We start from the raw sequence: 12,240 nt of genomic DNA on the forward strand, positions 1-12,240 counted from the left end.
GGCATACAGCCAAACTTTATAATAATCCGTTTGCGAGGAGGGCTTAAGATGTATAAATCTATTGTAATTGGAACCGGTCCAGCCGGTCTAACCGCCGCCATTTATTTGGCGCGCGCGAATTTGAATCCGCTGGTGATTGAAGGCTTGCAGCCGGGCGGACAGCTGACAACGACGACGGAAGTGGAGAACTTTCCCGGATTCCCGGAAGGCATTCTCGGACCGGATCTTATGGACAATATGCGCAAGCAAGCGGAACGCTTCGGGGCTGAATTCAAGAGCGCCTGGGTTGAGTCCGTCGATTTCTCGCAGCGGCCCTTTAAAGTGAATGTGGACGGCCTTGGCGTGCTGGAAGCGGAAACGGTCATTATCTCAACGGGCGCTTCGGCCAGGTATCTCGGCATCCCCGGAGAGCAGGACAATGTGGGGCGCGGAGTCAGCACCTGCGCTACCTGCGACGGCTTCTTCTTCCGCGGGAAGAAGATCATTGTCGTAGGAGGCGGCGACTCCGCGATGGAGGAAGCGGGCTTCCTGACGCGGTTTGCAAGCAATGTAACGCTGGTGCACCGCCGCGAGGAGCTGCGGGCGTCCAAGATTATGCAGGACCGCGCAAAAGAAAACAGCAAAGTTTCATGGGCGCTGAACCGCACTCCGCTGGAAGTTGTGACCGGCGAGACCGGAGTGAAAGGACTGCTTGTCCGCGATAACGAGAGTGGTAAGGAAGAACTCATTGAATCCGACGGCGTCTTCGTGGCGATTGGCCATACGCCGAATACCGCTTTTCTCGGCGGCCAGATCACAACCGACGCGAACGGCTATATCGTGGTCCGTCCGGGCACAACAGAGACGAACATCCCAGGTGTATTTGCCTGCGGTGACGTTCAGGATACCCGGTATCGTCAGGCCATTTCAGCAGCGGGTTCGGGCTGTATGGCGGCGATGGACGCCGAGAAGTATCTTGAAGGCTCGATGGTGCACGACTGGAGCGAGACACTGGATAAATAATAAGGCCGGGAGCCTTCAAGCGGCGATAATCCGAAACTTATAAAGAAGCCAAGCTTCACCTGAAACGGGAAGCTTGGCTTCTTTGCGTGAAATCATTCTATCCAAGCCGAATGCCTTTACTCCCTAATTCCCCGAGGGAATGCGGCTGGAACCAGACGGTGCGGAAGTCGAGCCAGCCGCATGAATTCAGATTGATTCCCTGGATGGAGGAATGGAACCGGGTGTTACTCTTCTTATGGAGCAGAAAGAGAACGCTGCATGATTGACGCAGCAGCTCTTCCAGCTCATAGAGTCTGTGCCAGCGGCTGTGCGGGTCGGAGTCGGACATCACCGCACGAGCCGAAGCTTCTACAGTCTCCCGCATGCCGTCCGCCAAGGCTGAAGGAAAAAATCCTTTTTGCAAGTATAATTCCAGATCCTGGATTTCGTCATTGCCGAGAACGACCTCATATAGCTGGCAATCATCCTCTGGCGAAAAGCCCGGACCCGCCATATCCTCCGCCTTGCGCACCTTAATTTCCATGCGGATGCCGAGATCGCGGCAGCGCTGCTGAATCCACTGTGCGTCGGTGACATGGCGGCTTCGGGTTGACAACAGTATCGTCTCTCCCCGGTAACCGCTTTGCTCTAACAGCCGGTAAATATCCGCTGCATCCGGCGACGGTTCCATTCTTTCCACCTCGTCAGCCGCTCCGCTGCGGTGAGTGCGAAATCCTCGCGCTGGGTAAATTCGGTTCTCCCCAAGATCTGCAATCATCCGCTTACGGTCAATGATCAGATCAAGCGCCCGCCGGAAGGCGAGGCTGCTCTGGGGTCCTTCCTTGCGCTGGTTAAAGACCAGCATGCTGCAGCCCGGAGAAATCGTCTCCACCTCACGCCATTCGGCGTCCGGGCCGGCGCTTTTTCGCAAATATCCATTGTAAACATTCTGTTCCGTGCAGGAGGCGCGGGACCAGTCCGGCTCCTTTAGCATCCCCGCATCCTGCTCGGACAGGTGTATGATTTCTACCCGGTCGATGTGCGGCCTGCCCCGAAAATGGGATGAAAAAGCCTCCAATACGCAGATGCTTTCATCATGCCGGACCAGCTTGAACGACCCGGTTCCCACCGGCTGTCTCATAAAGGCGGCTTCATCGGCTCCGCACAGGTCTGCGGGAAGGATGGAGGACGCTTTGACGGAAAGAAGGTGGAGAAAGAGATAATTGGGTCCTGTGAGCGTAATGTGGACCGTTTTGCGGTCCAGCATGCGGATATCGGATATTCCCGTAAACATCCAGCTCTGCTCATAGCGCTCCGGATTCAGCCGCAGCCGGTCGAAGGTATAGATGACATCCTGGGCCGTCACTTCCCTGCCGTGATGGAAGCTTACGCCTTTTCTCAGGTGGATGATCCATTCGCTGCAGTCGGGCGAGCTTTCCCAGAAATGGGCAATGGAAGGCCGAAAGGTTTCGCTAATCGGATCGAAATCAACCAGCGTATCGTAAATATGCCCAATAATATGCGAGTCGAAAGCAAAATAAATCGCAGCGGGGTCGAGCGTTACAATGGAGCGCTGCACCGGGAACCGGAGCGCATCCAGCACGGTGTCGGTACCCAAAGTCCGGGTAAAGCCCATGCCCCCTGAGAGCCACTCCAGGAATCCGTTCTTGACCTGCGCGGACTCGCCGAAGCGGTCGATCAGTTCGAGCGCTCCTTTGACATCGCCTTTTTTCGTTTGAGCTATGGCTTCTTCAAGCAGTATATCCTGCGCGTCGGCGAGAAAAGTGAGCATGGAGGAATTCCCCCGCCCAAGCCCGGGCTGCCAGCTAATCCATCCAAGATCGGAAAGTTTGCGGAGGACGATCTTAACGTTGCGCGGAGTACAATGCCATATCTCGGTCAGCGTTTGAACCGTGGCGGGAAAGGGAATATTCAGTTCGCGGTCGGCGTAAGACGATCGAAGCTCAAGAAATTGCAGAGTGGCCAGCAAAGGGACAACCTCCTTCATTCAGCAAAAAAGGTGAAGCGAATAATTCGGATTATACCCTTTTTACCCCTTTTGGAAAAGGTATACTAAAAATAACATCCGGATGTGAGATACGGCAAAGAAAGGGGCAGGATCATTGTGATTGTGATTCATCCTGCAATAGCGGAAATGTTGATGGAGAAGAACCGGGAAGAGCTTGATTGTCTGGCAGACAGACAGTGGAGAATACAGGCTGCCGAGAACGTTAAGAGCAGGCAATTGAAGCGAGAGAGAGGGAACCTATGGTCCTTGGCTTTAAAAAGAATTCGCAGAACGTTGTGATGCGGCCGGAAAAGGTCGGTTCACCGCTTTTGCTGCCGGAAATATCCCTTTATTTAAAATGTAGAAAAATCGCAACCCTGTGACCCACGTCATAAAATATTCTTTTCCCCTTGTGATACGATGAGAACAATTCTCAATTAGATAAGGCAGATCATTCGACAAGTCCCGCTCTGGTGAGCAGATATATAGCATCGGATAACCTATTAGCACTTTTTTAAAAAGGGGAGAGAAACATGAACAGACGGATAATCCGGCAGGTATCTGGGGTATTGCATGAAAGCCGCCGCCGGGAAATGCTGAAAGAGGTTATCAAGGAACTGCATGCGGGCAAGTCGGTGGATGAGGTGAAGGACCGGTTCGAGCAGGCGGTAGCCGGAATTAACGTATCCGAGATTGCGGCCATGGAGAATGCGCTAATTAACGAGGAGGGAGTTCCTGCGGCGGAGATTCGGCGTCTGTGCGCCGTGCATGAGGCTGTATTTCAGGGTACGATCCAGGAAATTCACCGTTTCTCGAAGCCGGAGGATCAGCCGGGGCATCCTGTGCATACATTCAAGCGGGAGAACCGGGATGTCGAGCGTCTCGTCAATTTCAAGCTGAAGCTTCACGCGAGTAAATTTCAAAAGAACGACAGTCCTGAAAACGCCCGGAAGCTTCAGGATGATCTTGCTCTGCTGTTTGATCTCGACAAGCATTACAGACGCAAGGAGGATCTGCTGTTTCCTTATTTGAAAAAGCACGGCGCATACGGCCCGTCCAGCGTCATGTGGGGCGCAGACGACAGCATCCGCAGCATGATTAAGAGCGCCAGAGCTTTGCTTATGCCTTACCGGGGCAACAAGACAGAGGTCGGCGAGGCACTTTCCCGCATCATCCTGGAGGTCAACCAAATGATCTATAAGGAAGAGCATGTGCTGCTGCCGGCCGCGCTTGAGAAGCTGACTGAGGAAGAGTGGTTTACAATAGCTAAGGAAAGTGCGGAAATCGGCTACTGTCTGTCGGTGCCGGAGGAGGACTGGGTTCCGGAACACAAGATTGATGAGGCGGCGGCAGCGGGTCAAAGTTCCCATTCGGCGGTGACCTCTCCCCGCGGCTATGTCCGTTTCGGAACGGGAAGTCTTGCAGTGGATCAGCTGGAACTGATTTTGAACCATTTGCCGGTGGATTTGACGTTTATTGACGAGAATGATGTAATTCGTTATTTCTCACAGGGAAAAGAGAGCCTCTTTACCAGGTCCGGGGCGATTCTGGGATGTCCGGTACAGGACAGCAATCCGCCGCAAGGGGAATCTGCCATCGAAAAGCTTCTGGAGGACTTCAAAGCCGGACGCAAGGAGAGCGAGGAGTTCTGGATTCATATCCGGGACCAGTTCATTCATATTCGTTACTTTGCCGTGCGCGACGGCAGCGGCCGTTACATGGGAGCGCTGGAATTCACGCAGAATATCGCGCCTCTTCGGGCGCTGGAAGGCCAGAAGCGGATGCTGTCGGGATCATATATAAAAATGGAATAATCAAGAGCTGGCATACTCTCCCTAAAATTAGGGACAGCCCGAATCATCCGCCCCGGCGGGTGTTTTTTTATGGGCTGATTTCATAACCCTTTGATGAATAATAATGAATTTAAGTCTGTATTCACACGTTATCCCGATGTGGAAATGGAGGAGGACGAGTACTATCCTGAAGGCTTTTTTTCCTTTTGAGCACAACTCCAAGAACTTTCGGCGGCGCATCTTACCCGGGTGTACCGTCTTGCCTTGACCGCAGGGAAGGCTTCTATTATAGTGGGTATCGTGGGATTTACTATTTTAGCATAGGAAAAGGTGGCTTGTTACATGTCGGAAAATATCTACGTAGGCGTGGATTTGGGCGGAACCGCCATTAAGGTGGGCATCTGTAATAGTGAAGGCCATTTGCTGCATACCTATGAAGGGCCTACTGGAACTGAGACCGGTGCGGATACTGTCATTGACAACATCGAGAAATACGTGCGTCAAATTGTAGCTGATTCGCCATATGAATGGGACCAGCTAGCCGGTGTTGGAGCGGGAGTCGCCGGTTTCACGAACATTCGTGAAGGCATCATTATTCTTGCGCCTAACATTGGATTCAGAGACGTGCCAATCCGCGCCATTCTGGAGAGTCGATTGAACAAGCCGGTCAAAATAGATAACGACGCCAATGTGGCGGCGCTTGGAGAAGCTTGGAGCGGGGCCGGGCGCGGTGTGGACAACTGTGTCTGCTACACGCTGGGAACGGGCGTCGGCGGCGGCATTATTATTAACGGCAAAGTTTATCAAGGTTTCTCCGGTCTTGCCGGTGAGCTCGGCCATATTTGCGTGGTTCCCGATCTGGAAGCGATTCAGTGCGGGTGCGGGAAGATGGGCTGTTTGGAAACCGTTTCCTCGGCAACGGGCATCATTCGCATGGCAAATGACGCGGTAGCGCGGGGCGACCGGACAACGCTTGCTACGGTGGAGAAGATCGCCGCGAAGGAAGTATTCGATGCGGCCAAGGCCGGCGATGAAGTAGCGCTGCGGATCGTGAACCGGGCGGCATTTTACCTCGGTAAATCTATGGCGGCAGTTGCGGCTGTACTGAACCCTGAGGTATTCATTATCGGCGGCGGCGTATCCAAAGCCGGTGAAATTCTGTTCGAAGAAATCCGCCGTGTATACGCTCAGGTTACTCCTGAACCGCTGCAGAAGGATGTAAAGATCATTCCCGCACTGCTCGGCAACGATGCAGGTATTGTCGGCGCAGCCGGCCTTTTGCTGCGTTCTTAAGAAACGGAAAACGGAAATCATTCATACACTAATACTAGGGAGGGGGAAGCTTGATGACCGAAGAGGAGAATATTCCGTCGGCGGCCACCCTGATCATAATTACCGGAATGTCGGGAGCAGGCAAGACCATTGCCGTGCAAAGTCTCGAAGACCTCGGATTTTTCTGTGTTGACAATCTTCCGCCCGTTCTTATTCCCAAGTTCGCGGAGCTGATTGAGCAGTCCAAGGGGAAAATTGCGAAGGTAGCGCTTGTTATTGACCTGCGGGGCCGCGAGTTTTTTACCGCTTTGTCGGAATCGCTCAGCTTTATCAAGGATCACTTTACGATCGGCTGCGAGATTCTGTTTCTTGATGCTACCGATTCCGTACTGGTGCAGCGTTACAAAGAAAGCCGGCGGCGGCATCCGCTCGCTCCGAAGGGCCTGCCGCTTGATGGTATCCGGCTCGAACGCAAAATGCTGGAGGAGCTCAAGAATTCGGCTACGCAGGTTATTGATACGAGCAATATGAAGCCGGCCCAGCTTAAGGAGAAGATTGTCTCCCGCTACTCTCATCTTGGAAAAAGCACGCTCTCCGTCAACATCACCTCATTTGGCTTCAAATATGGCATTCCGATTGATGCGGACCTCGTGTTTGATGTGCGCTTTTTGCCTAATCCGCATTATGTGGATCATCTCCGGCCTCATACGGGACAGGATAGCGATGTTTACGAATATGTAATGAAGTGGCCCGAGACGCAGGCATTTCTGAAGAAGCTGCTGGATATGCTTCAATTTCTGATTCCCCAATACCGTAAGGAAGGCAAGGCTCAGATCATTATCGGCATCGGCTGCACAGGCGGCAAGCATCGCTCGGTGGCCATTTCGGAGTATTTGGGCAAAATGTTGGGGGTCAGCGAGACGGAAACGGTATCGGTCAGCCACCGGGATGCCGAACGCGACCGGCATTAGGAGAGAAGGGGTATAATCGTGGCTGTACAATCGGGACAGCGTCCGCGGATCGTCGTTATGGGCGGCGGAACCGGACTGTCCGTTATGCTTCGCGGCTTGAAAGAGATGCCGCTTGATATTACGGCTATCGTAACAGTGGCCGATGATGGGGGAAGCTCAGGCATACTCCGCAGCGAGCTGCAGATGCCGCCGCCGGGTGATATCCGCAACGTGCTGACGGCGATGGCCGATGTCGAACCGTTGATGGCGGACATTATGAGGTATCGCTTCAGCAGCGGGGAGGGTCTTGCCGGACACAGTCTGGGCAATCTGATTTTGGCCGCGCTTACCGATATATCGGGCGATTTCGTCACAGCCGTCCGCGAGCTGAGTCGGGTATTCGCCGTAAGGGGTAGGGTGCTTCCGGCGGCCGGGGAAGCGGTCGTGCTAAATGCGGAAATGACGGATGGCCGCATTGTGACCGGAGAATCTAAAATTCCGGAAGCAGGCGGCAAGATTAAGCGGGTCTTTCTGGAGCCGCCCGAAGTTGAGCCGCTGCCTGAGGCGCTGGAGGCGATCAGGTCTGCTGATGCGATACTGCTCGGTCCAGGCAGCCTGTATACCAGCATTCTGCCTAATCTGCTTGTGCCGAAGCTGGCGCAGGCGGTTGTCGCCTCCTGTGCGGTCAAGATGTTTATCTGCAACGTGATGACCCAGCCTGGGGAAACCGACGACTATACGGTAAGCGATCATTTGCAGGCGGTGTACGATCATATCGGGATGCATTTGTTCGATTATGTCATCGTTAATAATGGTGAAATTCCGCCCGAAGTGCAGCGCAAATACGCCGAACAAGGGGCGCGCCCAGTCGAACTGGACACGAAAGCCATAGAAGATCAGCGCTATAAGCTGATTGCCGACAAGCTGGTGTTATTCCGCACCTATTTGCGGCATGATACGGATAAGCTGAGCCATCATATTTATCAGTTGGTTCAGGATCGGATAACACGAAAGAGGTGAGAACCTTGTCTTTTGCGGCGCTAACCAAAAAGGAACTGACGATGGTCGAGAGCGGGCCCTGCTGCGAGAAGGCGGAAATGTCGGCGCTGATTCGGATGAACGGATCGGTGCAGCTTTCTAACAAAAGGATTGTTCTCGACATCTCAACGGAGAATGCCGCGATTGCAAGGCGGATTTATTCCTTGCTTAAGAAATATTACCACGCTCATACGGAGCTTCTCGTGCGTAAAAAAATGCGTTTGAAGAAAAATAACGTATATATCGTCCGAATCCCCGCTGGCGTTGAAGAGATTCTGAAAGATCTCAAAATCGTCTCGGAAGGCTTTATGTTTACAGACGGAATTGACGAGAGCATTGTCCATAAGAACTGCTGCAAACGCGCGTACCTGCGCGGCGCCTTCATGGCGGGAGGGTCGGTGAACAATCCGGAAGGTTCGTCCTACCATCTGGAGATCGCCTCGATGTATGAGGAGCACTGCAAAGCACTGGTTGAGCTGGCCGGGGAGTTTCATCTTAACGCCCGCTGCATCGAGCGCAAGAAGGGGTTCATCCTTTACATCAAGGAAGGCGAGAAGATTATCGAGTTCCTGAGTCTGATCGGCGCCCATCAGGCGCTGTTCAAATTTGAAGATGTTCGGATTATGCGGGATATGCGGAACTCCGTCAATCGGATCGTCAACTGCGAGACCGCCAATCTTAACAAAACAATCAGCGCGGCGGTACGTCAGATTGAGAACATCAAGTTTCTGGAGAAGGAAATCGGCCTCGACAACCTGCCAGACAAGCTGCGGGAAGTAGCGGAAGTCCGGCTTGCTCATCCCGATATCAATCTGAAGGAAGTCGGCGAGATGCTAAAGGGAAACGTTAGTAAATCCGGCGTTAACCATCGGCTCCGCAAAATCGACGAGCTGGCGGAGAAGCTGCGCGGCGAATGATATTTTTTTCTAGTGTCGTTTAGGTTATAATGATATAATATGATAAAATTTACTGTGAAATTTTTTGGCACATCTTAATTAGGGGGTAAGCGTTTCATGACAAAGCACCCGGTAGTCGTCCGGTTAAAGACGGGGCTCCATGCTCGGCCGGCAGCACTGTTCGTACAGGAAGCGAACAAATTCTCATCAGAGATTTTCGTTGAAAAAGACGATAAAAAGGTTAACGCCAAAAGCATCATGGGGATTATGAGCCTTGCAATCAGCTCCGGCACGGAGATTTATATCAGCGCAGAAGGCGCGGACGCCGATCAGGCCGTAACCGCTTTGACGAGTCTTGTCAGCAAGGAAGAGCTGGAGAATCAATAACAATATCCGCAGCACAGCCCTATTTATGGTATGGCCAAAAAAGCCCTTAAGGGCTTTTTTATTTTGGGTACCGATGCAACATTTGCCATGCCGGCCCGTCTAGTAGGTATATTGATATCATGCAAAACCTATAGAGGAGGATGGAGCAAATGAAGGGATGGGTCAAGCCGGCCATGGCGGTGTTCGTTGCGGGAAGCTTAATGGCAGGAGGGATGACGCTGAGCGGTTCATTGGATAAGCCCCAGAAGGCCTATGCTGAAGAGGTGCAGAAAAATACAGTCAGTGTCGTAGGAAAGGGAGAATTGTCGATGAAGCCGGATATCGTCTATCTGTCGATCGGAGTCGATACATCGGCGTCAACCGCCCAGGAAGCCCAGAAGACCAATGGAGCGAAAATTCAAAAATTGACGGCCCTGCTCAAGAATACGTGGAGCATTAGTGAGAAGGACATCCAAACCGCTGAGTTCTACGTCCAGCCGAATTACACGTATAGCGAGAAGGAGGGCCAGCAGGTAAAAGGCTATAACGCGCATCATGTTCTGCGGGTCGGCTACCGCGATCTGGCCAAGGTAGGAGCGCTGCTGGACGCAGCTTCTGAAGCAGGCGCCAATAATATCGGCAATGCCCGTTTTGCGGTAGAGGATACCTCGGCCTTTGAAGCGCAAGTCATTGAAAAAGCGATGGCCAACGCCGACGTGAAAGCAGCCGCGATTGCCAAAGCTGCCAAGAGAACACTGGGACAGGTGCTGACGGTCAGCCAGAACGACGGGGGCATAAGCCCAGTACGTTATGAAGAGAACGTCAAAGCGATGGCCAGCGTAGCCGACAACGCAGGCGGTACCGCGGTTCAGCCAGGAGAGGTAAAGATTACGACGCAGCTTAGTGTTATGTATCAATTAAACTAGCAGGGACGCGTACTCAAAGATGAATGCAGAGAGGCTTTTACCCGCAAGCTTGCGGGCGGAGAAGGCCTCTTTTTTCTTCAACTATTGTCAACTATATAATGGAAATCGTGAACAATGTAAGCCGATCATTTTAGAGCAGAAAGGAAGTAACATGCAATGAAGAATAAACTTGCACATAAATGGGGAGCCGGAATGATCGCGTTGGGACTGCTGCTGGGAGGGACGCTTCTTCCTGGAGGAACGGGTTTGGCGGCATCGGTTAAGGCACAGGCTGATTATTCCCTAGTTACTTTGAAATTGAACGGAACCGTTACCCCGCAGCAAGGCATTTACCGAGAGGGAAGAGTATGGATTCCTATAACATTTCTGAAGAGTGTACTGGGTAAGCCGATCGTTTACAGCAAGGCGGAAAACACCTATACGATTGGGCAGGGACTGCGTCAAACGAAGCTGATGGTCTCTGAATACGGAATTTCTCTTGCAGTTAACGGCTATTACATCAACGAGTATGAAGGCCGCAATTTTAATAATCATCTCTACGTTCCATTCGGTCTGCTCAGCGACTATTTGGGCTACCGTGGAGACTTTAACGCCTCATCCGGCAGACTGAACGTAATGAACAGGACGCTGAACCCGCTGACGGTAATGACGGAGACATACGCCAAGGAGACGGACGGAGCAGCCATCAAGCTGGATTACCCGCAAATTTCGGGACTTGTGAGCGCGTCTGCGCAGCAGAGCATCAATGATACGCTAAAAAAGGCCGCTATGAGCTTTGCAGCCGACGCCGGACGGGCGATTGCCGAAAAAAGCGAACAGGACCGTCCGTACGAATTCGACTCGAATTACGTGGTGACCTATAACCAGGATGGCGTACTTAGCCTGGTCATGAGCCAATACGGCTATACCGGAGGCGCCCACGGAATGACGGTACGCCAGGCGTTTACTTTCTCGATTAAGGACGGTAAGCGCCTGCTGCTCGGCGATTTGTTCGGAGCCAATCCGAACTACAAAAAGCTGCTAAATGAGAAGATCGGCAAGCAGCTCAAGGCGGATGAAGGTTATTTTGGCGGCTTTAACGGCCTGAATACCGAGAAATATTTCTATCTTAAAGATGGCCGGGTAGTGCTCTTCTTCCAGTTATATGAATATACGCCATATGCCGCAGGCTTCCCGGAGTTCACCTTCGCCTTTAAAGAACTGCTCCCGAATGGAAGCAGCCCGTTCGCCGGCATGAAATAGTTTTCTGATACCGGATATTTCCCCGTTGCGCGCGCCACATGCCGTTCATATGCTGAATGGTGACCGAGCTATATAGCGCGAGAGGGGGGGATGCCATGGTTTACAACTATACGGCGATCGGCGATTCACTGACGACCGGCTTCGGAGCGATGCCCGGAAGCGGCTTTGTTCCCGTGTATAGGCGAATGTCGGAGGTTTCGCTCTGTAATTTTGTCGCCTATACGAATCTGGGGATCAACGGCATGACTACAGCCGAACTGGAGCAGCGTGTCCGGTATAACGCGCTCTTTCGCCAGTCGCTTCGCGAGGCGGATATTATTACGATTTCAATCGGCGGCAACGATTTGATCCATGCCGCCAAAGCGGCGGCTGGACACTCTAATCCGCCATCTTCCATTTTCCAGACTGCCCTGAGGGAATCCAGGCAGCATTTTGCCGGCATCATGGGGCAGATTTATAAGGCGAAGGCCGGGTCGGGCAAGCCTTACATTATCCGGATCGTCGGATTATACAATCCGTATCCTCAGATGGCAGAGGCTTCGGTATGGGTACGGCAGTTCAACCGTCAAATGGCTCAGTATAATAACCGGGTATGCGGCTTTGCCGATATTTACGGAGCGTTTGCCGGACATGAGCGGGAACTGCTCTCTATCGATGATCTTCATCCGAACGGAAAAGGCTACCGTACTATAGCCGAGCGGCTGCACAAGCTTGGATATGGCAATCTGATCCGGACTTAAGGACGAAAAACACCCCTTGCTCACGATC

Annotated in this window: 12 protein-coding genes; 11 read left to right on the plus strand and 1 reads right to left on the minus strand. The window is 52.6% G+C overall.

Translation table 11 applies throughout. The features are described from left to right. Positions 1-48: 48 nt before the first annotated feature. Positions 49-1,002 (plus strand): thioredoxin-disulfide reductase, encoded by a 954-nt coding sequence (gene trxB, locus PDUR_RS00820; RefSeq protein WP_042204658.1) that lies wholly within the window; start codon positions 49-51, stop codon positions 1,000-1,002. 97 nt (positions 1,003-1,099) lie between these two features. Here the strand turns inward: trxB and PDUR_RS00825 are convergent, their stop codons facing one another. Next, positions 1,100-2,971 (minus strand): ABC transporter substrate-binding protein, encoded by a 1,872-nt coding sequence (locus tag PDUR_RS00825; protein WP_052409885.1) that lies wholly within the window; start codon positions 2,969-2,971, stop codon positions 1,100-1,102. Between the two features lie 135 nt (positions 2,972-3,106). Here PDUR_RS00825 and PDUR_RS00830 point away from each other — a divergent pair, with 135 nt between their 5' ends. The 10 genes from PDUR_RS00830 to PDUR_RS00875 all read left to right on the plus strand — a co-directional run bounded on the left by PDUR_RS00830 (position 3,107) and on the right by PDUR_RS00875 (position 12,212). Continuing rightward, a complete protein-coding gene (locus tag PDUR_RS00830) occupies positions 3,107-3,289 on the plus strand; it encodes a hypothetical protein (RefSeq protein ID WP_042204660.1) in 183 nt (60 codons plus the stop codon). A 233-nt stretch (positions 3,290-3,522) separates the two neighbouring features. Continuing rightward, positions 3,523-4,803 carry a DUF438 domain-containing protein gene (locus tag PDUR_RS00835; protein WP_042204661.1) on the plus strand — a complete coding sequence of 427 codons (1,281 nt, stop codon included), beginning with the start codon at positions 3,523-3,525 and terminating at the stop codon, positions 4,801-4,803. Positions 4,804-5,124: 321 nt separating this feature from the next. After that, entirely contained in the window at positions 5,125-6,075 is a 951-nt protein-coding gene (locus PDUR_RS00840; RefSeq protein ID WP_042204662.1) for an ROK family glucokinase, read from the plus strand. A 53-nt stretch (positions 6,076-6,128) separates the two neighbouring features. Next, positions 6,129-7,025, plus strand: coding sequence for an RNase adapter RapZ (gene rapZ, locus PDUR_RS00845; protein WP_042204663.1), 897 nt, complete (start codon positions 6,129-6,131; stop codon positions 7,023-7,025). 57 nt (positions 7,026-7,082) lie between these two features. Next, positions 7,083-8,024, plus strand: coding sequence for a gluconeogenesis factor YvcK family protein (locus PDUR_RS00850; RefSeq protein WP_156130651.1), 942 nt, complete (start codon positions 7,083-7,085; stop codon positions 8,022-8,024). 5 nt (positions 8,025-8,029) lie between these two features. After that, on the plus strand, positions 8,030-8,959 hold the full coding sequence (gene whiA, locus PDUR_RS00855) for a DNA-binding protein WhiA (RefSeq protein ID WP_042204665.1): 930 nt from the start codon (positions 8,030-8,032) through the stop codon (positions 8,957-8,959). 96 nt (positions 8,960-9,055) lie between these two features. Then, complete coding sequence (locus PDUR_RS00860; protein ID WP_025332700.1) at positions 9,056-9,325, plus strand: HPr family phosphocarrier protein; 270 nt, start codon at positions 9,056-9,058, stop codon at positions 9,323-9,325. A gap of 149 nt (positions 9,326-9,474) precedes the next feature. Beyond that, positions 9,475-10,230 carry an SIMPL domain-containing protein gene (locus PDUR_RS00865; RefSeq protein ID WP_042204666.1) on the plus strand — a complete coding sequence of 252 codons (756 nt, stop codon included), beginning with the start codon at positions 9,475-9,477 and terminating at the stop codon, positions 10,228-10,230. Between the two features lie 156 nt (positions 10,231-10,386). Next, positions 10,387-11,472, plus strand: coding sequence for a DUF3298 and DUF4163 domain-containing protein (locus PDUR_RS00870; RefSeq protein WP_042204668.1), 1,086 nt, complete (start codon positions 10,387-10,389; stop codon positions 11,470-11,472). A 95-nt stretch (positions 11,473-11,567) separates the two neighbouring features. Next, positions 11,568-12,212 carry a GDSL-type esterase/lipase family protein gene (locus tag PDUR_RS00875; protein ID WP_042204669.1) on the plus strand — a complete coding sequence of 215 codons (645 nt, stop codon included), beginning with the start codon at positions 11,568-11,570 and terminating at the stop codon, positions 12,210-12,212. The last annotated feature ends 28 nt before the right edge of the window (positions 12,213-12,240 follow it).

The sequence above is a fragment of the Paenibacillus durus genome, from assembly GCF_000756615.1.
Classification (GTDB): domain Bacteria; phylum Bacillota; class Bacilli; order Paenibacillales; family Paenibacillaceae; genus Paenibacillus_AQ; species Paenibacillus_AQ durus.

Excerpts from the sequence above, each read along its gene's own strand:
- PDUR_RS00840 (WP_042204662.1), top strand. The coding sequence starts at position 5,125 with ATGTCGGAAAATATCTACGTAGGCGTGGATTTGGGCGGAACCGCCATT.
- PDUR_RS00835 (WP_042204661.1), top strand. The coding sequence starts at position 3,523 with ATGAACAGACGGATAATCCGGCAGGTATCTGGGGTATTGCATGAAAGC.
- PDUR_RS00860 (WP_025332700.1), top strand. The coding sequence starts at position 9,056 with ATGACAAAGCACCCGGTAGTCGTCCGGTTAAAGACGGGGCTCCATGCT.
- trxB (WP_042204658.1), top strand. The coding sequence starts at position 49 with ATGTATAAATCTATTGTAATTGGAACCGGTCCAGCCGGTCTAACCGCC.
- PDUR_RS00850 (WP_156130651.1), top strand. The coding sequence starts at position 7,083 with ATGGGCGGCGGAACCGGACTGTCCGTTATGCTTCGCGGCTTGAAAGAG.
- PDUR_RS00865 (WP_042204666.1), top strand. The coding sequence starts at position 9,475 with ATGAAGGGATGGGTCAAGCCGGCCATGGCGGTGTTCGTTGCGGGAAGC.
- rapZ (WP_042204663.1), top strand. The coding sequence starts at position 6,129 with ATGACCGAAGAGGAGAATATTCCGTCGGCGGCCACCCTGATCATAATT.
- PDUR_RS00875 (WP_042204669.1), top strand. The coding sequence starts at position 11,568 with ATGGTTTACAACTATACGGCGATCGGCGATTCACTGACGACCGGCTTC.
- PDUR_RS00870 (WP_042204668.1), top strand. The coding sequence starts at position 10,387 with ATGAAGAATAAACTTGCACATAAATGGGGAGCCGGAATGATCGCGTTG.